The following is a 21,615-nucleotide window of genomic DNA, read 5'->3' as shown; positions in this document are numbered from 1 at the left end:
AGGCGCCGATGGTTCTCTCCGACGTCTCGATCAAGCGCCCGGTCTTCGCCACCGTCATCAGCCTGATGCTGACGGTGCTCGGCATCTTCGCGCTGCTGCGCATGCCGATCCGCGAATACCCGGCGATCGACCCGCCCGTCATCCAGATCACCACGACCTATACGGGCGCCTCGGCGCCGGTGGTGGACAGCCAGATCACCGAGCTTCTCGAAGCTGCCGTCGCGGGGATCGAGGGGATCAAGACGATCTCCTCGCAGTCGCGCGACGAGCGCAGCCAGATCACGCTGGAATTCCAGCTGACGCGCAATGTCGATGCCGCGGCGAACGACGTGCGCGACAAGGTCGCCCGCGCGCTGGCCCGGCTGCCCGAACAGGCCGACACCCCCGTCGTGGCCAAGGTGGATGGCGACAGCCGCCCGATCTTGTGGATCGCGCTGGCCTCGGACCGGTTGACGCCGCTCGACCTCACCGACCTCGCGCGGCGGCGCATCGTTGACCGCCTGGCCATCGTCGAGGGTGTCGCGCAGGTCATCATCTCCGGTGAGCGGCGCTTCTCGATGCGGGTCTGGCTCGACCGCCAGGCCTTGGCGGCGCGCAACCTGACGGTACAGGACATCGAAGAGGCGATCCGCCGCGAGAATGTCGAGCTGCCCGGCGGGCGCATCGAGAGCCAGCAGCGCGAGCTGACCGTGCGCACCGACAGCCGCATGTCGCGTCCCGAGCAGTTCCGCGAGATCGTCGTGAGCCGCAATGCCGGCGGCGCCCAGGTGCTGTTGGGCGAGGTGGCGCGCATCGAGGTCGCCGCCGAGGACACCCGCGGCGGCTACCGCATCAATGGGCGTCCGGCCATCGGCCTCGGCATCCTGCGGCAATCCACGGCCAATACCTTGTCCGTCGCCAATGGCGTGAAGGCCGAGATGGCGCTGATCACCCCATCCCTGCCCGAGGGCGTGGACGTGATCACCGGCTATGACGAGAGCCTGTTCATCAGCCAGTCGATCTATGAGGTCGAGCACGCGCTGATGATCGCCCTCGCGCTCGTCATCGGCGTCATCTTCCTGTTCCTGCGCTCGGTGCGGGCGACGATCATCCCGGCGGTCGCCATCCCGGTCTCGATCATCGCCTCCTTCATCGCGATGTCGGCGCTGGGATTCTCGGTGAATGTGCTGACGCTGCTGGGGCTGGTGCTGGCGATCGGCCTGGTGGTGGACGACGCCATCGTCGTGCTGGAGAACATCCATCGCCGCATCGAGGAAGGCGAGGAGCCGTTGCTTGCCTCGCTGCTCGGCGCGCGGGAGATCGCCTTCGCGGTCATCGCGACGACGCTGGTGCTGGTCGCGGTGTTCGTGCCGCTGTCCTTCATGGGGGGCAATACAGGGCGGCTGTTCACGGAATTCGGGCTCGCATTGGCGGCCTCGGTGCTGTTCTCCGGGCTGATCGCGCTGACGCTGACGCCGATGATGTGTTCGAAGCTGCTGAAGGCGCATCAGGGCGAGACCTGGTTCGTGCGGGTGACGGAGCCCTTCTTCATCGGCCTGAACGGGTCGCTGCGCTGGACGCTGGACCGCGCGCTGCGCGCGCCGGTGCTGGTGCTTGGCGGGGCGGCGGCGCTGTGCGGGCTCGCGGTGGTGCTCTATGCGATCCTGCCCAAGGAATTCGCGCCGACCGAGGACCGTGGCGTGGTCATCATTCCGACCACCGGGCCGGAGGGGGCGTCCTTCGGCTATACCATCGACCATGTGATGCAGATCGAGCACCTGCTGCAGCGCTATGTGGACAGCGGCGAGGCGAGTGCGGTCTTCGCCACGGTCGGCGGCTTCCAGCGACCGGCCATCGGCAATATCGCCAACATCTTCATCCGCCTCGCACCCTGGGCGGAACGCAGCCGCAAGCAGCAGGTCATCGCCGCCGAGGTCTTCCCGCTGATCGCCGGTATCCCCGGCATCCGGGGCTTCGCGCTGAACCCGCCCTCGCTCGGCGCGCGCGGCTTCCAGCCGCCGGTGCAGTTCGTCATCGGCGGGCCGGACTACGATACGCTGGTTGACTGGCGCGACCGCTTCTTGGAGCGGGCGCGGACCAATCCGCGGCTGCTCAACCTCGACCACAATTTCAAGGAGACCAAGCCGGAGATCCGCGTCAGCATCGACCGCCGCAAGGCGGCCGATCTGGGTGTGTCCATCGCCGCGGTGGGCCGCACCATCGAGACCATGCTGGGCTCGCGCGAGGTGACGACCTACGTGGTCGGCGGGCAGGAATACAAGGTGCTGCTGCAGGCGCCGGAGGAACTGCGCCTGTCGCCCTATGACCTGCAGAATGTCTTCGTGCGGACCTCGTCGGGCGGGCTGGTGCCGTTGTCGAATGTGGTGACAATCTCCGAACGCGCCCGCGCCCAGACCCTGGCGCGTGAGGATCGGGTGCGCGCCATCACCATCACCGCCTCCCTCGCGCCGGGCTATTCGCTGGCCGATGCGCTGGGCTTCCTCGACGGCGTCGCGCGGGAGGTGCTGCCGAGCGAGGCGCGTATCGCCTATCGCGGCCAGTCGCTGGAGTTCAAGGAATCTTCGGGCGCGCTGTATGTCACCTTCGCCATGGCGCTGCTGGTGGTGTTCCTGGTGTTGGCCGCGCAGTTCGAGAGCTTCATCCACCCCTTTGTCATTCTGCTGTCCACGCCGCTCGCCATCACCGGCGGGCTGCTGGCACTGTGGTGGACTGGGCAGTCGCTCAACATCTTCAGCCAGATCGGCATGATCCTGCTGATCGGGCTCATGGCGAAGAACGGCATTCTGGTCGTCGAATTCGCCAATCAGTTGCGCGACCGCGGCATGACCATTCGCGACGCGGTGCTCGAAGCCTCTGTCGTGCGGCTGCGGCCGATCCTGATGACCTCGATCGCGACGGTGTTCGGGGCGTTCCCCCTGGCGATGGCGACAGGGGCGGGGGCGGAAAGCCGGCAGGCGCTCGGCGTCGTCATCGTGGGCGGCATCAGCCTGTCCACCATCGTCACGCTCTATGCTGTGCCGGCGCTGTATCTGCTGCTGGCACCTTATACCAAGCCGATCGGGGCGATCGCGGCGAAGCTGGCGGATCTGCAGGCCGGACACGGCCCTGCCGGCCATGGCCATGGGTCGCAGCCGGCGGAGTGACGGGCGGGGCGGGAGAGGCTAGCCTCCGCCCCGATGGTTTCCGAATCACGGGAAGGATGTCCGTATGACTGAGGGTCGGCGCGCCACTACGGGGCGCACGGGGGGCAAGCTGCTGGCCGATGCGCTGGTGGCCCAGGGTGTGACACACGCCTTCTGCGTGCCGGGCGAATCCTATCTCGACCTGCTCGACGGTCTCTATTCGGTGCGCAACCAGCTTCAGCTGGTGACCTGCCGTTTCGAGGCCGGCGCGGTTCATATGGCCGAGGCCTACGGCAAGCTGACCGGCAAGCCGGGGGTGGCGATCGTCACGCGGGGCCCGGGTGCCTGCCATGCCGCGATCGGCGTGCATGTGGCGTTCCAGGATTCGACGCCGCTGGTGCTGCTGGTCGGGCAGATTCCGGTCGATGAGACGGATCGCGAGACCTTCCAGGAAGTCGATTACCGCCAGATGTTCGGCCCGCTGGCCAAATGGGTGACGCAGATCGATGACGAGAAGCGCATCCCCGAATTGATGGCGCATGCCTTCGATGTCGCGACCTCGGGCCGACCTGGCCCAGTGGTGGTCGCCATCAGCGAGGAGATGCAGAAGCGTCTCGCCAATGTGCCGGATATCGGCCCGGCCGAGGTGCTGCCGGCCAACCCCGCGCCCGAGGCGATGCCGCGGGTGATGAAGATGCTGGCGGCGGCAAAGAAGCCGCTGGTGGTGCTGGGCGGGTCGCGCTGGTCGGAGCAGGGCAAGGCCGACATCCGCGACTGGCTGCTGGCCAATGACCTGCCGGTCTCGGTGGCGTTCCGCCGCATGGGGCTATTTGACGGGACCTCGGCGAATTACGTCGGCGACCTGGGTGTCGGCGCCGATGGCGGACTGGTCGCCAAGGCGAAGGAGGCCGACCTCATCCTCGCCATCGGGACGCGCATCGGCGAGCCGGTGAGCCAGGGCTACACGTTGCTCGACATGGCGGGGGCGACGCCGATCGTCCATGTCTATCCGGACCAGGCGGAGATCGGGCGCGTCTATCGGCCCGCGCTCGGCATCGTGTCGGAGGTGAATGCCTTCGCCGCGGCGGCCAAGGCGGCCGGGGCGGTGGCCAAGCCAGCCTGGGGTGGCTGGACCAAGGAACTGCGCGCGCTGCGCGTCGCTCAGGCGGTGCCGCCGGTCTATGAGGGGCCGCTGAACCTCGCGACTGCCTTGCAGGAGCTGGAGGCGGTGCTGCCCAAGGACACCATCTTCACCACCGATGCCGGCAATTTTGCCACCTGGCCGAACCGCTTCATGCATTTCAGCGAGAAGCAGGATTTCCTGGGCCCGACCAATGGCGCGATGGGGTATTCGGTGCCGGCGGCGATCGGCGCGAAGATCACCCATCCGGATCGCACCGTGGTCGCCTTCGTCGGCGATGGCGGCTTCATGATGACAGGGCAGGAGATCGCCACCGCGTTCCACCATTCGGTGAACCCGATCATCCTGGTGTTCAATAACCAGATGTACGGCACGATCCGCATGTATCAGGAGCGCACCTATCCTGCCCGCGTCTCCGGCACCGCGCTGACCAACCCGGATTTCGCCAAATTCATCGAGGCGTTCGGCGGGCATGGCGAGATCGTCGAGACCACCGAGCAACTGGTCCCGGCGGTGAAGCGGGCGATCGCGTCGGGCAAGCCGGCGCTGGTCGAGGTGCGCACCAACCCCGAGCAGGTGACCAATCGCGCCACCATCGCCGACCTGCGCGCGCAGGCGGCGAAGTCGGAGGGTGCCGCGGCGCCGGCGGCCACTAGCCGGACGGCGCCCGCACCCGCACCGCGGCGCACCGGGCCACGCATCCGCTAAGGAAGATCGCGCCTGGCTGGTCTCAGTCAGGCGCGTGACGATGCTCGAACAAGGAAGAGGCGGTTTAGGGCGAGGTCGGTGTCGCGCCGACCTCGCGCAGGACGTCCTCGGCCGTGCGCATCGCCGCGATGGCGGCGGGGAAGCCGGCATAGGCGCAGGCATGGGTAATAACCTCGGCGATCTCCTCGGGTGTGCAGCCATTGTTCAACGCACCGACCAAGTGGCCGCGCAGTTCGTGGTGCTGGCTCATCGCGACCAACATGCCGATCGTCACCATGGAGCGTTCGCGACGCGTGATGACGTCGCGCGTCCACAGCGAGGCGTAGGGGAATTCCTCCGACAAATGGCGCAGCGCCTGGTTCAGCGGCGTGGTGGTGGTGTCGCGGCGGGCGGTGTAGGCCTCGCCCAGGACCTCGGTCATCGCCTGGCGGCCGGTCGTTTGCAGCGCGTCATGCGCAGCCTTGTCGGTCATCGTGGTTCCTCCTGCATGATGGGACGCGAGCATAGACGCGAGGGCCTGCGATGACGAAGACGCTGCTGGTGGTGTTCCATTCGATGACCGGCGGGACGCGGCAGATGGCGCAGGCGGCGGCGCGCGCGGCGGCGGGCGAGGGCGTCGCCGTGCGGTTGCTGGAAGCGCGGGACACGACGGCGGAGGATGTGCTGGCGGCGGATGCGTACATCTTCGCAACGCCGGAAAACCTCGCCGCCATCGCCGGGATGATGAAGGACTTCTTCGATCGCACCTATTACGCGGCGCTGGGGCGGGTCGAGGGGCGCGCCTACGGCTTGATGGTCTGTGCGGGCAGCGATGGGAGCAACGCGGTGCGGCAGGTGGCGCGCATCGCGACGGGGTGGCGGCTACGGGCCGTCGCCGAGCCGATCATCGTGTGCACCCATGCACAGACGCCGGAGGCAATCCTCGCGCCGAAGACGATCGCAGCAGAGGACATCGCGCGCTGCGAGGAACTTGGTGCGACCATCGCCGCCGGGCTGGCGATTGGGATGTTCTGAGGAAAGATCGAGAGGCGCCGCCCCTCGAGCACCCCGCCAGGAAACGGAGGTTCCTGGACCTTCGGGCGGTTGCTGCGCAATCGATCAGGGGCGGTGCCAGCCGATCCAATCGCAGACGGCGCCACCCATCACACGCTCCAGCGCGGCACCGTGCAGCCAGGGCAATTCCTGGGTGAACAGTGTGATGCATTGGGTCCATGAACACGGCATGCGGGTGATGTCGGTGCCCCAGAAGAATCGATCCGGCCCGAAGGCGTCATACAGCCGGTGCAAGCCGTCATGGATGTCGCGGAAGGGGTAGCCTTGCTGCGAATAGCCCGGTGCACCCGTCGCCTTCAGCGCGACATTCGGCAGTCGCGCCAGGTCCGTGACGGCGTCGATGTTGGAGAAGGCGGCGGCGCCCTTCTCGTGCCGGATCAGGCCGCAATGGTCGATGATCAGGCGCAGTTGCGGATGGCGTTCGGCGATGCGGGCGAATTCCGGCAGGAAGCGCCAGGCCATGGTGGCGACGGGAAGGCCCTCGGCTTCCGCTACGGGCCAGAGCCAGTCGAGCGTGCCGTCGAAGGGCCAGTCCTTCTGGTCGGCACGGATCAGCGGGTAGCGCAGGCCACATTGCCCGGGGCGGTCGCGCCAGCCCTCGAGCAGCGCGCGGCTGGTCTCCGGCGTATCGAGTGGCACCTGGCCGAGCACGGCGAAGCGGCCGGGGTATCGCGCGGCGGCAGCTTCAGCCAGCGCATTGGCGTCGGGGTCCCAGGAAACGGGCGGGTGGATCACTGCGCCATCGACGCCGGCTTCCGCCATTTCGACGAGAAGTTCGTCAACGGTGAAGGACGACACCTGGCGATGGTCGCCGCTCGGCGTGCCGCTGGCCCAGATGTGCACCTGCGCGTCGATGATACGCATGGTCATGCTCCCGGCAGCTTCATGGAAGAGAAGCGATTGTCGAGATGTTCGATCTCGAGGAAGCCGGCATCGGGACCGAAGGCCTTGTAGATGGCGAAGGTCTTCAGCATGCCGAGCGTCGCGGCACTTTCGAGCGGCGAGATGAATCCGCAGTCGAGATCAAGGAAGTGCTTCTGCCGCATCCAATGCGCGAGTTGCGGCGCCGAGATCGCGAAGAAGCCGGCATGGGGGTTCGGCGCGCGGCGGAAGGTGACCGGGGCGCGGCCCGGCATCGGCAGATGGAGGAAATCCTCATCCGGCAGCGGGTCGCGCCAGCGTTCGATGGCACCGGGACGTAGGTCGCCATCGATCCAGGTCTTCAGCGTCGGCCCGGCGGGGTTCCATTCGAAGCGGTTCGGCATCAGCAGCCGCTTCGGGCCGAAGGCGTCCTGGAAGGCGCGCAGCCTGTCGATGAAGCCGGCATCGGCGATGCGCAGGTCATCCTCGGAATAGCAGAACAGGTCGTAGGCATGGCGCATGTCGGCAAACAGCCGATGGGCGGCGAAGCCGAGCATGCGCGGGTTGTCCACCTGCGCCGTCACGTGGCGCACGCCGCGTGCCTTCGCGTGCTCCTCATTCAGCAGATGGTCGGTACCGTTGGTGACGACGACGATGTCGAGGCCATCAACCGCGCCGCGCATCCGTTCGAAGCGCTTGGTCTCGATGTTTAGCGTGGTGGTGGCGCCAAGCGTGCCGCGCCAGGAATCGATGACCCGGCGCAGCACCGCCGCGCGTTGCTCGCGGCGGCGTTCATCGGTGGAGGAATGGCGCGAATCGGCCTCGCCCTTGAAGTAGTGCAGCAGGGCGAGAAGGACACGCATCAGCGGCCGACCGCATAGCCCTGCATGCCACGCGGATTGGCGCCGGCGCGGATGGTGCCGTCCGCTTCACGCCGCGCGCCGGTCAGCCGGCCTTCCGACCATTCGCCGCCCATCTCGGCGGCATGGCCGCGGGCGATCAGGTCATCCAGCACCGCCTGCGTATAGCGGCCTTCGATCACCGCCTTGTTGGGCTTGGCGCCGCGCGGCCAGAAGCTGCTGATCCAATGTTCGGAATGGAAGGAGGGCAGGTCGATCGCCTGCTGGATGTTCAGCCCGTGATGGATCATGCGCATCAGCATGATGGGCTGCCACTGGTCCTGCTGCTCGCCGCCCGGCGTGCCGAAGGACATCCAGGGCTTGCCGTCGCGCAGCACCATCGAGGGCGAGAGCGTCGTGCGCGGCCGCTTGCCGGGCTTCAACCCGTTCGGTAGCGTTTCGTCGAGCCAGAACATCTGGCAGCGCGAGCCAAGACAGAAGCCGAGTTCCGGGATCGCCGGCGAGGATTGCAGCCAGCCGGCCGATGGCGTCGCGCTGACCATGTTGCCGTGCTTGTCGATGACATCGACATGGCAGGTGTCGCCGCCGGAAGCGCCGAGGCGCGAGACGGTCGGCTCGCCCGAGCCCATCGCCGCCGCGAGGTCATTCGAACGACGGATCGCCGCGGCGTAGTCGGTGCGCGGCACCAGGCCGTCGGGCTGGCCGGGGCGGAACTCCAGCGACGCCGTGGCGCCCATCAGCGCGCGGCGCGCATCGTTGTAGGCAGGCGAGAGCAGTGTCGCCATTGGCACATCGGTGAAGGCCGGGTCGCCGTAGAAGGCCTCGCGATCGGCGAAGGCGAGCTTCTGCGCTTCCAATACGTAGTGGATGAAGTCCGCGCCGACGGGGTCCATCGCGGCGACATCGAAGCCGCCCATCAACGCCAGCGTCTGAAGCATCGCCGGGCCCTGGCTCCAGGGGCCGCATTTCAGGACGGTGTGGCCGTGATAGTCGAGCGTGGTCGGGGCTTCGATGCCGGCATGCCAGCGCGCCATGTCGTCGGCGGTCAGCACGCCGCGATTGCGCCGGCCGGAGGTGTCCATCGCCTCGGTCGCGGCGACGAACTTGCCGATCGCCTCGGCGACGAAGCCGCGATACCAGGCATCGCGCGCAGCATCGACCTGGTTCTCGCGCGAGCCACCGACGGCCTCGGCTTCGCGCACGACGCGTTCGTAGGTATCGGCTAATGTCGGGTTGGCATAGAGGCCGTTGGGCTCCGGCCCACCATCGCGCAGCCACAGCGCGGCGGAGGTGGTCCATTCCGTCTCGAACAGTGGGCGGACGCTTTCGATCGTTGCGCGGATGCGCGGGACCATCGGCGCGCCGTTCCGCGCATAGCCAATGGCGTAGGCCAGCACCTCGCGCACGGACCAGGTGCCGTGGTCGCGCAGCATCACCATCCAGGCATCGAAGGCGCCGGGGACAGGCGTGGCGAGCAGGCCGGTGCCGGGCATGATCTCCATGCCAAGCTTGTCGCGCATCAGGCCGACGGTGAGGCCGGATGGCGCCGGGCCCTGGCCGCAGATCACCTGCTGCGTCCCGGTGCGCACGCTGTGCAGGATGATCGGGCAATCACCGCCCGGGCCGTTCAGATGCGGTTCGACGATCTGCAGCGCGAAGCCGGCGGCGGCGGCAGCGTCAAAGGCATTGCCGCCACGTTCGAGCACCGACATGCCGACCTGGCTGGCGATCCAATGGGTCGAGGCAACGGCGCCGAAAGTGCCGATGATCTCGGGGCGGGTGGTGAACATGCTCGGCGCCTCCTTGGCGGGGAAGCCGATCATTTCCGGCGTGACGACGGACATGTGGGCGGTTCCTCGATCTTGCGGTGAAACTCGTCGCGCGGCAGAGGGGGCGCGTCAATCCTACGCGGGGGCGTGCGACGATGTTGATGGCGGTGGTGGGGCCTTCGGGTGCCGGCAAGGACACGTTGATGGCGCTGGCGCGCACGCAAGTGGAAGGCGATGCGCGCTTTCGCTTCGTGCAGCGCGCCATCACGCGGCCGGCTGAGGCGGGGGGCGAGGCGCATCGCCCGCTCAACCTTGCCGCCTTCGAGGCAGAGCGGGAGGCCGGCCACTTCGCGCTGTGGTGGAACGTGCACGGTCTGTTCTATGGCATTCCGCGTAACATCGAGCAGGATCTCGCGGCGCGGCGCGTGGTGGTGGCGAATTTGTCGCGCGGCGTGCTGGCCGAAGCGGCGTCGCGCTACCCGCTGCGCGTGCTGGTGGTGAGCGCGCCGATCGCGGTGCTGGCGGCTCGGCTGACGGCGCGCGGGCGCGAGAGCGTGGCGGATATCAAGGCGCGGTTGCAGCGCGAGATGACACTGGCGCCGGGCCTCGACATCGCCACGGTGATGAATGACGCCACACCCGAGGAAGGTGCGGCGCGCGTCGTCGCGGAACTCAGCCGCGCAGCGGAAGACGCTCGGCGATCGTGAAGGGCGCGCCGGGGGCGGGCTGCACGAAGAGGCTGAGCGTGCTGACGCGCCGCGCGAGACCCGGCGCATCGCCGAGGTAGTCGGTGACGGCCGGCATGACCACGGCCTTCTCCCCGGCGGTCAGGCGCCGCGTCAGCGTGACGTGGAAGCGCCATTCCTCGAAGACGTAGGGGTAGCCCCAGCGGGTCAGGTGTTCGCGCTGCGGGGCGGTCAGGCGGTCGGGGCGGCGGCGGGCGAGTTCGGCCTCGTCGGGCGGCGTGCGGTGGTCGTCGAGGCCGGTGACGCAGGCATCGGCGAAGGCGTGCAGGGCCGGGCAGGGCGCGGTCTCGCGCAAGGCGAGGAAGCCGTCGAGGTCATGCACCGCGAGCGGCGGCAGGTCGAAGGGTGCGGTGCGGGCGGCGAGGGCGGCCGCCGCCTCGCGCGCCGCCGCATAGCCATGGGCGAGGCGGAAGGGCGGCTTCAGCGTGGCGTGCAGGCCGTAGCCGCGCGGGTCGGCGGTCAGCGCGGCGATGTCGTGGCCGGGCAGGGCTGGCTGCAGCAACGGCGCACCGGCCGCCGCGTCACGGCCGAGCCAGGTGGAGCCGCGCGCATGCAGCGCGTCGTCATCCGGCGGCGCCCAATACAGCGCGAGGCGATGGGGCGTCATGCGACGCGGTTGCCCTCGCGCCACACGCGGCGCACCACGGGCATGTCCTGCACCGGGCGGACCTGCACGAGGTCCGCGCGCAGCCCGGCTTCGAGCCGGCCGCGGTCGGGCAGGCGGGCCATGCGGGCCGGCGCGTCGGCGATCATCGCCACCGCAGCCGGTAGGGAAATGCCGGTCTGTTCCACGGTGCGCCAGGCGGCCTCGATCATCGAGGCCGGCACGTAGTCGGAGGCGAAGGCGTCGGCGGCGCTCGCGCGCACCAGGTCGGCGGCGGCGACATTGCCGGAATGGCTGCCGCCACGGACGATGTTGGGCGCGCCGGCGATCACCGCGACGCCCGCATCGCGCGCCGCCTCGGCGGCTTCCATGGCGACGGGGAATTCGCTGATGGCGATGCCGTCGGCGAGGTTGCGGCGCACCTCGTCGGGCGAATCATCGTCATGCGAGGCGATCGGCAGGTCGCGATGGCGGATGCGGTTGAGCAGCCAGGCGCGCTGCGGTTCGCGCAGGCGTTCGCGCTGGGCGAGCAATTCGTCGATACGGCCCTGCACCTGGTCGATCGTCAGGCTGGTCTGCTTGCGGCGCATGGTGACGTAGCGCGGGATGTCGCGGTACTGGCCGACGCCGGGGGAATGATCCATCAGGCTGACCATGCGTACGCGCGGATGGTCGCCGACCGGGTCGAGCGCGGGGACCATGTCGGCGGCGGGCAATTCGCAGCGTAGATGCAGGAAGTGCTCGCTGCGCAGCACGCCGGTATCGGCCAGCGCGTCGAGATCGGCGACGCCGTCGAGGAAGGTCTGCCCGCGGCCCTGGTCGAAGCCGAGGTCGCCGAGGCAGAGCGCGTCGAACACCGTGGTGACGCCGGCGGCGGCGCATTGCGCGTCATGCGCGATCATCGCCGAGCGCGACGGCCAGCGGGCGTTCTGCCGCGGCTGGACCTGGCGTTCGAGATTGTCGGTGTGCACGTCGACCACGCCGGGGATCAGGTGGTCGCCATCGAGGTCGCGCGCGGTGAGCGCGTGGCTGCGGCCAGGCTGGATTTCGGCGATGCGGCCGTCGCGCATCACCAGCGTACCGTGGATCACCTCGTCGGGCAGGACGAGGAAGACGTTGGTGAGGATGGTCTCGTTGGTCATGCGGCGTCCTGCTGGGGGAGCACGTCGAAAAGGCGGTCGGCCACGGCTTCGCGAACTTCGGCATCGTGGACGATGCCGATGATGGCGGCACCCGCGGCCTTCGCCTCGCGGATCAGGGCAATGACGATGGCGCGGTTGGCGGCATCGAGGCTGGCGGTCGGTTCATCCAATAGCAGCACGGGGTAGCCGGGGGCGAAGCCGCGGGCAAGGTTCACGCGCTGTTGTTCGCCGCCCGAGAAGGTGGCGGGCGGCAGGGCGTGCAGGCGCTCGGGCAGGTTGAGGCGGTGCAGCAGGGCGGTGGCGCGGGCCAGCGCCTCGTCACGCGCCATGCCGCGGGCGATGAGCGGTTCGGCGACGATGTCGCGCGTCGCCACGCGCGGAATGACGCGCAGGAATTGCGAGACATAGCCGAGCGTCTCGCGCCGCGCCTCGATCACCGTGCGCGGGTCGGCGGTGGCGAGGTCGAGGTCAGCCCCGCGATGGCGCAGGATGATGCGCCCCGTCCCGGTGCCGTAGTTGCCGTAGAGGCAACGCATCAGCGTCGATTTGCCGGCCCCCGACGGGCCCCACAGCGCGACGCATTCGCCCGGATGGACGGCGAGGTCGACGCCACCGAGGACCGGGATATGCGTGCCGCCTTGGAGGTGCAGGGTGAAGGCCTTGCCGAGGCCTTCGGTGCGGAGAACGGGGGTCATGCCGCGAGCACCGAGGAGACGAGCAGTTGCGTGTAGGGATGCTGCGGGTCGTCGAGCACCCGGTCGGTCAGCCCCTGTTCGACCACCACGCCGCGGCGCATCACCAGGATGCGGTCGGCGAGCAGCCTGGCGGCGGCGATGTCATGCGTCACGATCAACACTGAAAGTCCGAGTTCGCGTGAGAGGGAGCGGATCAGGTCGAGCAGGCGCGCCTGCACCGACACATCAAGGCCGCCGGTCGGTTCATCCATGAACACCAACTTCGGCTGCGTCACCAGCGTGCGGGCGATCTGCAGGCGCTGCTGCATGCCGCCGGAGAAGGTGCGCGGCAGGTCATCGATGCGGTCGGCGTCGATCTCGACCTTGGCGAGCCAGGACAGGGCTTCCCCACGGATATTGCCGTAGTGGCGGGCACCGACGGCCATCAGGCGTTCGCCGACATTGCCACCGGCGGAGACGGCGAGGCGCAGGCCATCGCGCGGATTCTGGTGGACATAGCCCCATTCGGTGCGCATCAGGCGGCGGCGCGCGGCCTCGCCCATGGCGAGCACATCCTGGCCGCGCCAGAGCACGCTGCCGGCATCGGGCGCCATCATGCCCGACAGGACGCGCAGCAGCGTGGTCTTGCCCGATCCGGATTCACCGACGATGGCGACGACCTCGCCGGCGGTGATGTCGATGTCGACATCGATCAGGGCGGGGATGGCGCCGAAGCGCAGGGTCAGGCCCTTCGCGTCGAGAAGGGGGGTGGTCATTCGGCGGCCTCCTGCGCGGTTGCCTGGCGTTCCGCGCAATGGTCGGTGTCGGAGCAGACGAACAGGCGCCCGCCGGCATCGTCGGTGATCACCTCGTCGAGGTAGGTGTCCGTGCTGGCACACAGCGCGCAGGCATGCGGGGCGCGGATAGGGCGGAAGGGGTGGTCCTCGAAATCCAGGCTGCGCACATCGGTATAGGGCGGGATGGCGTAGATGCGTTTCTCGCGCCCGGCGCCGAACAATTGCAGCGCGGCCATGCGGTGCATCTTCGGATTGTCGAAGGCCGGGATGGGCGAGGGCGACATCAGGTAGCGGCCATTGACCATCACCGGATAATCGTAGGCCTTGGCGATGTGGCCGAAGCGGGCGATGTCTTCGTACAGCCGCACATGCATCAGCCCGTAATCGGCCAGCGCATGCAGGCGCTTGGTCTCGGTGCGGCGCGGTTCGAGGCGCGACAGCGGCTCGGGCTGCGGCACCTGGTAGACGATGATCTGGTCCTCGCGCAGCAGCCTTTCGGGGATGCGGTGGCGGGTCTGCACCACGGTCGCCTCGGCGGTGTGTTCGGTGGTCGCCACGCCAGCGACGCGGGTGAAGAAGCGGCGGATCGAGATGGCGTTGGTGGTGTCGTCGGCGCCCTGGTCGATCACTTTCAGCGTGTCGGTCGGGCCGAGGATGGCCGCGGTCACCTGGATGCCGCCGGTGCCCCAGCCATAAGGCAGCGGCATTTCACGCGCGCCGAAGGGGATCTGGTGGCCGGGAATGGCGACGGCCTTGAGCAGCGCGCGGCGGATCATCCGCTTCGTCGCCTCGTCGAGATAGGCGAAGTTGTAGCCCTCTAAGGTCGTGCTCATTCGGCGGCTTCCTGCATCGCCTGTTCGGCGCTGCGGCGGATGGTGCGCAGGTTCTCGAGTTCGCTCTGGAAATCGACGTAGTGCGGCAGCTTCAGATGTTCGACGAAGCCGGTCGCCTCGATGTTGTCCGAGTGATAGAGCACGAATTCTTCATCCTGTGCCGGGGCGGTGATATCCTCGCCAAGCTCGCCCGCGCGCAGGGCACGATCGACCAGCGACATCGCCATGGCGCGACGTTCGCCATGGCCGAAGACCAGGCCGTAGCCGCGGGTGAATTGCGGCGGCTCGGTACGGCTGCCCTTGAACTGGTTGACCATCTGGCATTCGGTGATGCCGATCTCGCCGAGTTCGATCGGGAAGCCAAGTTCCGGCGGGGTGAATTCGACCGCGACATGGCCGACACGGATTTCACCGACGAAGGGGTGGTTGCCGCCATAGCCGCGCTGCGTCGAGTAGCCGAGCGCGAGTAAGAAACCCTCATCGCCGCGCGCGAGGTTCTGCAACCGCAGCGGCCGCGCGGCCGGGAAGGCGAGGGGCTGGCGCGTCAGGTCGCCAGGTTCTTCGTCCTGCTCCGCCTCGCGCTGCATCAGGCCTTCGCGGGCGAGCAGTTCGGTCACGCGCGGCACCTCGGCCACCGGCGTCTCGGCCTGGGGTACCGCGACTGCGTCGCCGGCTTCGGCGGCGAGGGCGAAGTCGAGCAGACGGTGCGTGTAGTCGAAGGTCGGGCCGAGCACCTGGCCACCGGGCAAATCCTTGTAGGTTGCGCTGATGCGGCGGCGCAGGCGCATGCGGGAGGTCTCCAGCGGCTCGGAGGCGCCGAAGCGTTGCAGCGTGGTGCGATAGGCGCGCAGCAGGAAGGCGGCCTCGATCAAATCGCCCTTGGCCTGCTTGATCGCCAGGGCGGCGAGGAAGCGGTCATGGCAGGAGCCTTCCGCCATGACGCGATCGACTGCCAAGCCCATCTGCTGTTCGATCTGCGCGACGGTGAGTTCCGGTACGGCGGGATCGCCGCGCCGCGTCTCGTCCAGCCAGGCATGGGCGGCGCTGATCGCGCGCTCGCCACCTTTGACGGCGACATACATCGTTCAGCCCTCCGCGATCATGGTGGTGCGGGGCAGGGCGGCGAGCCGGTCCCCGACGCAGAGCACGACATCGACACCGAGCGGGAAGCTCGCGCGGTTTACCGCCCAGGCGGCAACGAAACCGGCCGGCGCACCATCGACATGCAGGCGGTGTTCGGTCTCGATGCCCGGACCGATCAGGCGCCAGCCGGTGCCTTCGGTCAGGGCATTCACTTGCAGCACGAGCGTGGCGCCGGCCTGCGGTTCCTCCTCGCTGCCCTGGGCGAGCGACGCGAGCGCCGGCGGTGTGCCGGTGGCGAGCACGAAGGCGGCCTGAGCGCCCGGGACCAAGGGCATGCCGCAATGGAAGCGCAGCCAAGCTTCTGCGGCCACGCCCGCGTCATGCGCGAAGCCGGTATCGGCATCGGCCAGCGTCAGCAGCACCGCCGCCGCCGCCTGGTTGAGCGGTGCGGGTGGGCGCAGCGCGCTGCCGGCACGCTGCACACGGCCGGGGCGGCTCATCGCCTCCAGTACCGCGCGGAAGGTCGCCTGGCCGTCGAGGACGGGGTCGGCGAAGCCGGGGGTTAAGCCAGCATCGGCGAAGCCGGGGGTCAGGCCGTTCATCGCGTGGTCTGCATGGCGAGGAAATCCACCCGTGTGGCGGCGGCGCGGCGGGCTTCGGCCTCGCGTGCCGACTGCTGGCGTGCGGCCAGCGGCGTGATGACGGCGTCCATCAGCGCGTCGTGCCGCGCCGGGTCCTGCAAGGCAGCGTCGAGCACCGCGGCGAGTTCCGCCTGCTGCTTGTCGCGGCCGGCGACATAGGCGTGGCCGACCTGCGCGCCGAGCCGCACCGCACAGCGCGTGACGGTCATTTCGCCGAGGTTGAAGGGCGTGCCGTCGCCGCCCGCGCGGCCACGCACCATGACCAGGCCGGTCTCGGGCGGGCGCAGCTTTTCATGCGCCGGCAAGGGGGGGAGAGGGGCGAGGAGGGCGGTGATCGCCTGGGCCTCGGCACGGGCGAGAACCGCCATCCAATGGCGGCGCTCGGGGGCGGGATGTGGGGCGGATTGGGTCATCGGATTTGTCTAGACAGATAGACATCCATCCGCCACTTAGTCCACACGGATATCCCACGGACATGATCGGTGATGGTTGAAGTTTCCATGACAGGTGCGCCGCTTGCCCGCGGCCAGGGGGTGGCGCTGTGGCGCCAGATCGCGGCGACGATGGAGGCGGAGATCGCCCGTGGCAGCAAGGCTGCCGGCGAGCGGCTGCCGACCGAGGCGGCGCTCACGCTGCGCTTCGGGGTGAATCGCCACACGGTGCGTCGCGCGCTGGAGGACCTTGAGGCGCGAGGCCTCATTCGCGTCGAACAGGGGCGTGGCGCCTTTGTCGCCGAGGATGTGGTGGATTACCGCCTCGGGCCGCGAACGCGTTTTTCCGAACTGGTGCGCCGGGAGAATCGCGAACCCGCCGGGCGCATCCTGCGCGTCGCCGAGATCCAGGCCGAGACGATGCTCGCCGAGGCGCTCGGGGTCCGGCGCGGGCGGCTCGTGCTGCGCGTCGATCGGCTGGGTCTTGCCGATGGACGGCCTGTGGTGCTCGGCACGCATCACCTGCCGCTGCCGCGCTGCGCGGCGGCGCAGGAGGTGCTGGAGAGCAAGGCGTCGATCACCGCGGCGCTCGAGGCCTGCGGCATTCCTGATTATCGGCGGCAATCCTCGCGCATCACCGCGCGGCTGCCGACGCCCGATGAGGCGGATCTGTTGCAGCAATCACGGTCGCGCCCGGTCCTCGTCGCGGAATCCTTGAATGTCGATCCGGCTGGCCAGCCGGTGGATTGGACCATCGCGGTCTATGCCGCGGGTCGCGTGCAATTGGTGGTGGAGCCCTGACGGCATGAACTGGGTATTGAATGGCGGCACCGTCCTGCGGGACGGCGCGATGGATGCTGACGCGCTGGCGTTGGTGGACGGTGTGGTGGCCGAGACGGCGTCGGCCGATGCGGCGCGCTTCGATGCGTCCGGCCTGCTGGTCCTGCCGGGGCTGGTGGACATCCATGGCGATGCGCATGAGCGCCAGTTGCAGCCGCGCCCGGGGGTCGATCTGCCGGTCGGCCTGGCGTTGCGCGATTCCGCCGCGCAGTTGATCGCCTGCGGCATCACCACGGCGTATCTCGGCGTCACGCTGTCCTGGGAGCCGGGGCTGCGTTCGCTGGCCGGGTGGCGGGCGTTGAAGGCGGCGCTGCCGGCGGCGCGGGCGCAAGCAGCGACCGACCTGCGCGTCCATCTGCGCTTTGAGGCCGACAATTTCGACGCGCTCGATGATGCGCTGGCGGGGATCGCCGATGGCTCGGTGCATCTGCTTGGCTTCAACGACCACACCATGGCGATCGTGAAGAAGCTCGGCGATCCAGTGCAGACGGCGAAATACGCTGGCCGGGCCGGCGTCGCGGCGGGCGACTATCGCGCGCTGGCCGAGGCCGTCGCGGGGCGGCGGGACGAGATTCCGGTAGCGCGGCGGCGGCTGGCCGATGCGGCGCAGGCAGCCGGCATTCCCATGTTGAGCCACGATGATGCGACGCTGGAGGATCGCGCGCTCTACCGCGGCATCGGTGCGCGCATCTGCGAATTCCCGATGGCCGAGGCGGTCGCCGCCGATGCGCGCGTGGCCGGCGAGCATGTGGTGATGGGCGCGCCGAATGTGGTGCGCGGCGGCAGCCATCTCGGCTGGGCCTCCGCCGCGCCGCTGGCCGAGCGCGGGCTCGTAACCGTGCTGGCCTCCGATTACGTCTGGCCGGCGATGCTGGAAGCCGCCTTTGCCATGGTGAAGCGGGGCGTGCTCGATCTGCCGCGCGCCTGGGCGCTGGTCTCGGCGAATCCGGCCGCGGCGTGCGGGCTGGCCGATCGTGGCCGGCTGGCGGCGGGGCTGCGCGGGGACGTGGTAGTGGTGGACCCCGACCAGCCGGCGCCGGTCGCCGTGTTTGCCGCCGGCCGCCTGGCCTGGATTGCGCCGGGGGCGGCGGCGCGCTTGGCGGGCTGATGGCGGTCCGGGCGAGAAAGTCTTGATCCGCGTCAAGGTATGAGCATTTCGTTACGCCTAGGAATCCGTGGCGGGTCGGCTTTGCGATGGCCCGCCAAGCGGAGGAGAGCGCGGATGAGCGTTACCGGCGACAATCTGAGCGCGCAGGCGATCTGGGACCAGATCGCGCAGCAGAAGAAGCGGGCCGCGGATGAGGCGCGCGCGCAGGAAGCGGCGAAGAGGGCCGAGCGCGACCTGATCCGCGAATCCTTTGTCACGCGCGAGGTGCAGCCCGAGGCGATGGACCGCATTGCCACCGTGGTGCGCCGTGCCGTCGAGAATGGCGAGAAGCAGGCGCTGGTGCTGCAGTTCCCGTCCGAATGGCTGCCGGATTCGGGGCGGTCGCTGACCACCCATAATCCGAACTGGCATGAGAAACTCGATGGCTTCCCGCGCCGCGCCTATGATTTCTACACCAAGGAACTGGCCCAGCGCGGCTTCCAGCTGAAGTTCGAGATCATCGACTGGCCCGGCGGCATGCCCGGCGATGTCGGTTGGTACCTGACTTGGCAGCATCCCGAGGAAGGCTGACAACCCGCGTCACGACCACTGGGGAGGCAGACAAGATGGCGAAGAAGAACAGGAAGCATGATGACGCCGCACCGGATGGCGAGGTGACGCCCGCCCGTGATGCGCGCTTCCGCGCCGATGGCCGCTTGGCGCGCAAGGAATATGAACGTCTGCTGCACGACCTGCATGTGGAGCTCGTGAAATTGCAGATGTGGGTGCAGAAGACCGGCGCGAAGGTCTGCATCGTCTTCGAGGGCAGGGACGGTGCCGGCAAGGGCGGCGTCATCAAGGCGATCACCGAACGGGTCAGCCCGCGCGTCTTCCGCGTCGTCGCATTGCCGGCGCCGACCGAGCGGGAAAAGTCGCAGCTCTACATCCAGCGCTATATCCAGCACCTGCCGGCCGGCGGCGAGATCGTGATCTTCGACCGCTCCTGGTACAATCGTGCCGGGGTCGAGCGCGTCATGGGCTTCACGTCCGAGAACCAAGTCGAGCGCTTCCTGCAGATGGCGCCCGCGACCGAGAAGGCCCTGGTCGATTCCGGCATCATCCTGCTGAAATACTGGCTTGAGGTGAGCCCGGAGGAACAGACGCGCCGGCTCACCGCGCGCATCGATGACGGGCGGAAGTTGTGGAAGCTCACCGCCATGGATCTGAAATCCTACAGTCGCTGGTACGACTATTCGCGCGCGCGTGACGCGATGTTCCTGGCGACCGATACCGCCTGGGCGCCGTGGTTCGTCGCCCAGTCGGACGACAAGAAGCGGGCGCGGCTGAACATCATCCGGCACCTGCTGCGCCACATTCCCTATGAGGCGCCGAAGCGGGAAAAGGTCGAATTGCCGAAGCGACAGAAGCCGGGCGACTACGTGCCGCCGGAATATGCCTATAAGTTGGTACCTGATCTGGACGGGGCGTCGACGGCATGACGGCCGGGCCGGCCGGACGCGCTCATCGCTGAGGTTGCGTCAGCCGGAGCCTCTGCGTTTCCTTGGCGGCACGACGTCCTGCCGCGCGGGCTGCTCCAACGCGCAGCCGAGTTGCGGGAAGATCCCGCCGGAAAGACCTGTCATTTGCAAGGCGGCTTCCAATCGCTCGCACTCCTCGCGCGCCCGGCGGACGCGGAGCTTCACCGCCTCCAGCGCGTCGCACGCTGCGGTGTGTTCAATACAAGCACGCGCGTAGGCGTCTCGTAGCGCCTCGCCCATTCTCAGCCTCCTTGTTCATTGGGCCCGGAGGCCGTGCGGCAGTGTAGCCGCGTATGGCAGGAATGTTGCCAGTGCATAGGCAAAAATAATCGCCGTGATGTTGAAAATTGATCATATCGCGCCCAACGCGGCGCCGTGACGGGCGACATCGCTTCCCGGTCGCCGCCTGGCGGACGAGCCTGCCACATTACAAACTGTTGCACTGCCAAATGCGCGCTGGCGAAAAATCGGCGACCATCCATCATGTAACGGGAGAAGATCGTAGGCATCGCGGGTGACAGTCGGGCTAAAAATCCTTGTCGAAGGATGGCGTGGAATTAATCATTCCTATGCCATGGTGAATCAATGGCAGATTCTTGAATTGCTGCGACGAGGACAGTCGATACGCTTCAGAGACACGCCATTTTTCAAGCAGCAATGGAACAGACACACTAATTCAGGCGGATTTGACAAGGATCAGGCAGGAGAAATAGCGGCACTACGAGCCCCGGATTACGGAGAAGCAATAGATGCCACCTTCCGTATTGCCTATCCATACGACTTCTCGGCGGCCCGTTTGGGTCGTCTTTTCGTTTTCGGCACAGCAGAGGATGGTTCGATCGACGGCATGGTGCGCGACGGGCTCGATTTCGAACAGGCGCGGCGCAATGGCGTGCGCATCGTCACCCCGTCCGACTGGTCGAAAATCGGCTTCCTCGACTTCGGATTCGCCGAATCGGACATCGATGTCGTGCCGCATGGGGTCGATCCGGGCGTCTTCCGGCCGGCGGACCCGGCCGGGCGCGAGCGCCTGCGCAGCATGCTGGGCTTCGGCCCGGATGAGGTCGTCCTGCTCTCGCTCGGCAGCATGTCGAAAAACAAGGGCGTGGACCTGCTGCTGCGGGCCTATGCGGTGCTGAAGCGGCGCTACCCGCAGTTGCGCCTGGCGTTGAAGGATTCGGCCGACCTTTATGGCTGGCAGGGGCAGGGGATCCTGCGCGGCCTCATGGCCGGCCCCCATGCCGGCGACTTCACAGAGGCGGCGCTGCGCGGCATCGCCTTCATCTCCCGCAACCTCAATGTGCGGCAGATGCAGGCGCTGTATGTCGCGGCGGATTGCTACGTCTCGCCCTACCGCGCCGAGGGCTTCAACATGCCCCCGCTCGAAGCCGCGGCCTGTGGTGTGCCGATCATCGTGACGCGCGGCGGATCGACCGACAGCTATTTCGATCCGCGCCTCGGCTATGCGGTCGAAAGCCGCGTCGTCGCCGAGGGGCGGCGCCGGACGCTGGAGCCTGATTTCGACGCGCTGCTGCACAGCATCGAGACGGCGATCACCCGGCCGGGCGCGGTCGGCGGCGCGGCGGGCAGCGCGCTGGTGCATGAGCGCTTCTCCTGGCAGGCGATTTGCGACCGGCTTCTGTCGGTCATGTTCGACGCGCGCTGACGCGGCGACGCCGCATCAA

Annotated in this window: 22 protein-coding genes; 9 read left to right on the top strand and 13 right to left on the bottom strand. The window is 68.2% G+C overall.

Translation table 11 applies throughout. The features are described from left to right. Window positions 1-8: 8 nt before the first annotated feature. Together IEY36_RS01510 and IEY36_RS01505 are read left to right on the top strand one after the other, a co-directional pair. A complete protein-coding gene (locus IEY36_RS01510) occupies window positions 9-3,143 on the top strand; it encodes an efflux RND transporter permease subunit (protein ID WP_188965137.1) in 3,135 nt (1,044 codons plus the stop codon). 64 nt (window positions 3,144-3,207) lie between these two features. After that, complete coding sequence (locus IEY36_RS01505; protein ID WP_188965136.1) at window positions 3,208-4,971, top strand: thiamine pyrophosphate-dependent enzyme; 1,764 nt, start codon at window positions 3,208-3,210, stop codon at window positions 4,969-4,971. 64 nt (window positions 4,972-5,035) lie between these two features. On the opposite strand, the gene IEY36_RS01500 is transcribed toward IEY36_RS01505, so the two are convergent. Then, window positions 5,036-5,443 (bottom strand): carboxymuconolactone decarboxylase family protein, encoded by a 408-nt coding sequence (locus tag IEY36_RS01500; protein ID WP_188965135.1) that lies wholly within the window; start codon window positions 5,441-5,443, stop codon window positions 5,036-5,038. Between the two features lie 50 nt (window positions 5,444-5,493). On the opposite strand from IEY36_RS01500, the gene IEY36_RS01495 reads away from it, so the two are divergent. Further along, window positions 5,494-5,985 (top strand): flavodoxin family protein, encoded by a 492-nt coding sequence (locus tag IEY36_RS01495; protein ID WP_188965134.1) that lies wholly within the window; start codon window positions 5,494-5,496, stop codon window positions 5,983-5,985. A gap of 84 nt (window positions 5,986-6,069) precedes the next feature. Here IEY36_RS01495 and IEY36_RS01490 read toward each other — a convergent pair whose 3' ends face one another. Genes IEY36_RS01490 through IEY36_RS01480 form a run of 3 tightly spaced genes read right to left on the bottom strand, consistent with a single transcriptional unit; the run spans window position 6,070 to window position 9,589 of the window. Further along, window positions 6,070-6,888, bottom strand: a complete 819-nt coding sequence (locus IEY36_RS01490; protein WP_188965133.1) for an amidohydrolase family protein — start codon at window positions 6,886-6,888, stop codon at window positions 6,070-6,072. 2 nt (window positions 6,889-6,890) lie between these two features. Next, window positions 6,891-7,748, bottom strand: a complete 858-nt coding sequence (locus IEY36_RS01485; protein ID WP_188965132.1) for a hypothetical protein — start codon at window positions 7,746-7,748, stop codon at window positions 6,891-6,893. Beyond that, window positions 7,748-9,589, bottom strand: a complete 1,842-nt coding sequence (locus IEY36_RS01480; RefSeq protein WP_308423098.1) for a gamma-glutamyltransferase family protein — start codon at window positions 9,587-9,589, stop codon at window positions 7,748-7,750. The genes IEY36_RS01485 and IEY36_RS01480 overlap by 1 nt, the downstream gene beginning before the upstream one ends. A gap of 80 nt (window positions 9,590-9,669) precedes the next feature. Here IEY36_RS01480 and phnN point away from each other — a divergent pair, with 80 nt between their 5' ends. Next, the gene (gene phnN / locus IEY36_RS01475) at window positions 9,670-10,221 is read left to right on the top strand and encodes a phosphonate metabolism protein/1,5-bisphosphokinase (PRPP-forming) PhnN (RefSeq protein WP_188965131.1); all 552 of its coding nucleotides are present in this window, start codon (window positions 9,670-9,672) and stop codon (window positions 10,219-10,221) included. On the opposite strand, the gene IEY36_RS01470 is transcribed toward phnN, so the two are convergent. The 8 genes from IEY36_RS01470 to phnG are packed head-to-tail and all read right to left on the bottom strand — an operon-like array spanning window position 10,187 to window position 16,447. After that, window positions 10,187-10,867 (bottom strand): DUF1045 domain-containing protein, encoded by a 681-nt coding sequence (locus IEY36_RS01470; protein WP_188965130.1) that lies wholly within the window; start codon window positions 10,865-10,867, stop codon window positions 10,187-10,189. The genes phnN and IEY36_RS01470 overlap by 35 nt on opposite strands. Continuing rightward, window positions 10,864-12,006: an alpha-D-ribose 1-methylphosphonate 5-triphosphate diphosphatase gene (locus IEY36_RS01465; protein WP_188965129.1), complete on the bottom strand. Its 1,143-nt coding sequence runs from the start codon at window positions 12,004-12,006 to the stop codon at window positions 10,864-10,866. Before IEY36_RS01465 ends, IEY36_RS01470 begins: the two co-directional genes overlap by 4 nt. Next, window positions 12,003-12,701: a phosphonate C-P lyase system protein PhnL gene (phnL, locus tag IEY36_RS01460; protein ID WP_188965128.1), complete on the bottom strand. Its 699-nt coding sequence runs from the start codon at window positions 12,699-12,701 to the stop codon at window positions 12,003-12,005. The genes IEY36_RS01465 and phnL overlap by 4 nt, the downstream gene beginning before the upstream one ends. After that, window positions 12,698-13,456: a phosphonate C-P lyase system protein PhnK gene (gene phnK, locus IEY36_RS01455; RefSeq protein WP_188965127.1), complete on the bottom strand. Its 759-nt coding sequence runs from the start codon at window positions 13,454-13,456 to the stop codon at window positions 12,698-12,700. The genes phnL and phnK overlap by 4 nt, the downstream gene beginning before the upstream one ends. After that, the gene (locus tag IEY36_RS01450; RefSeq protein ID WP_188965126.1) at window positions 13,453-14,310 is read right to left on the bottom strand and encodes an alpha-D-ribose 1-methylphosphonate 5-phosphate C-P-lyase PhnJ; all 858 of its coding nucleotides are present in this window, start codon (window positions 14,308-14,310) and stop codon (window positions 13,453-13,455) included. The genes phnK and IEY36_RS01450 overlap by 4 nt, the downstream gene beginning before the upstream one ends. Further along, the gene (locus IEY36_RS01445) at window positions 14,307-15,392 is read right to left on the bottom strand and encodes a carbon-phosphorus lyase complex subunit PhnI (RefSeq protein ID WP_188965125.1); all 1,086 of its coding nucleotides are present in this window, start codon (window positions 15,390-15,392) and stop codon (window positions 14,307-14,309) included. The genes IEY36_RS01450 and IEY36_RS01445 overlap by 4 nt, the downstream gene beginning before the upstream one ends. Window positions 15,393-15,395: 3 nt before the next feature. After that, window positions 15,396-15,995, bottom strand: coding sequence for a phosphonate C-P lyase system protein PhnH (gene phnH, locus IEY36_RS01440; protein ID WP_188965124.1), 600 nt, complete (start codon window positions 15,993-15,995; stop codon window positions 15,396-15,398). Further along, window positions 15,992-16,447: a phosphonate C-P lyase system protein PhnG gene (gene phnG, locus IEY36_RS01435; protein WP_229681009.1), complete on the bottom strand. Its 456-nt coding sequence runs from the start codon at window positions 16,445-16,447 to the stop codon at window positions 15,992-15,994. The genes phnH and phnG overlap by 4 nt, the downstream gene beginning before the upstream one ends. 72 nt (window positions 16,448-16,519) lie before the next feature. Between phnG and phnF the strand changes: the two genes are divergently transcribed. The 4 genes from phnF (at window position 16,520) to ppk2 (ending at window position 19,891) form a co-directional block, all read left to right on the top strand. Continuing rightward, complete coding sequence (gene phnF, locus IEY36_RS01430; protein ID WP_229681008.1) at window positions 16,520-17,266, top strand: phosphonate metabolism transcriptional regulator PhnF; 747 nt, start codon at window positions 16,520-16,522, stop codon at window positions 17,264-17,266. A gap of 4 nt (window positions 17,267-17,270) precedes the next feature. Beyond that, complete coding sequence (locus IEY36_RS01425; protein ID WP_188965123.1) at window positions 17,271-18,413, top strand: alpha-D-ribose 1-methylphosphonate 5-triphosphate diphosphatase; 1,143 nt, start codon at window positions 17,271-17,273, stop codon at window positions 18,411-18,413. Window positions 18,414-18,527: 114 nt separating this feature from the next. Next, a complete protein-coding gene (locus IEY36_RS01420; protein WP_188965122.1) occupies window positions 18,528-18,983 on the top strand; it encodes a hypothetical protein in 456 nt (151 codons plus the stop codon). 35 nt (window positions 18,984-19,018) lie between these two features. Further along, entirely contained in the window at window positions 19,019-19,891 is an 873-nt protein-coding gene (ppk2, locus tag IEY36_RS01415) for a polyphosphate kinase 2 (protein ID WP_188965121.1), read from the top strand. A 39-nt stretch (window positions 19,892-19,930) separates the two neighbouring features. Here the strand turns inward: ppk2 and IEY36_RS01410 are convergent, their stop codons facing one another. After that, window positions 19,931-20,170: a hypothetical protein gene (locus tag IEY36_RS01410; protein ID WP_188965120.1), complete on the bottom strand. Its 240-nt coding sequence runs from the start codon at window positions 20,168-20,170 to the stop codon at window positions 19,931-19,933. A gap of 556 nt (window positions 20,171-20,726) precedes the next feature. Here IEY36_RS01410 and IEY36_RS01405 point away from each other — a divergent pair. Then, window positions 20,727-21,596, top strand: coding sequence for a glycosyltransferase family 4 protein (locus IEY36_RS01405; protein ID WP_188965119.1), 870 nt, complete (start codon window positions 20,727-20,729; stop codon window positions 21,594-21,596). The last annotated feature ends 19 nt before the right edge of the window (window positions 21,597-21,615 follow it).

The organism is Neoroseomonas lacus, assembly GCF_014644535.1.
Lineage (GTDB): Bacteria > Pseudomonadota > Alphaproteobacteria > Acetobacterales > Acetobacteraceae > Neoroseomonas > Neoroseomonas lacus.
Note: the sequence above shows the minus strand (reverse complement) of the source record. Positions and strands in the feature narration are given on the sequence as shown.